We start from the raw sequence: 747 nt of genomic DNA, 5'->3' as shown, positions 1-747 counted from the left end.
AGCTTGTCCTGATCAAGCAGATCAATACGGCTTTGATCCGCTTCGATTAATGCCACTATCTTGGAAATATCTTTGAGCAAAGATTCCCTGTCTGTTTTTAATTCGGCTTCGAGTTTATCCAGCTCTTTACGCGTAACCTCTTTGCTGTCGATGCGTGATTCCTGCAACAGTTCAAGCTTTTGCTGATGGTTAACTATTTCAAAATGCAGATGCTGCAGTTTAATCAATAAGCTCTCGAGGTTATTAAAATCACTCTGCCAGACAGAAATTTTATCCGCCACTTTTTGAATGGCGCGGCTTGCCTGAATATCAGCTAGCCAATGGCTAATATCCTCTTTATTCAGGCTGATCTGCTCTTTTTCTTCAATACTGTTACGCGCAAGGTGATCACTGGAAATAGCCACCAGCATATGTTTCACAGCATCAAAATCGAGATTTTTTTCTATGGTGCCGTTAATCACTTTGTCGATATGCGGAGTCGGTAAGTCACTAAATGCGAAACGACTTTGCAGCTGACGGACATCTTTGAGTTTGCGGCCGCTGCGTAGATTTTGAATAACTTGACGGTATTTATCGACACCTAAATAACTGGAGCAATAACATCCCGCACTGCGGTAAATACGCTCAACTTCACCTACAGCTAAAGGCAGTTTATTTTCACCGATAAAAGAAGCGCTATCATAGGCGCCGTCAATCAATTTAAAATGCACACCACGGCCGTCACTACTTGCTAAAACCATACAGGTC

The 747-nt window shown here is 42.4% G+C and carries 1 protein-coding gene; it reads right to left on the bottom strand.

Going from position 1 to position 747, the window contains the following annotated elements:
• The coding region (locus tag AC4GME_RS15775) for an ATP-binding protein (protein WP_490379737.1) at positions 1-747 on the bottom strand (747 nt) is incomplete at both ends.

It is taken from the genome of Psychromonas sp. (assembly GCF_983033635.1).
The sequence above is the reverse complement of the archived record's forward strand: the minus strand, read 5'-3'. Positions and strand labels throughout refer to the sequence as shown.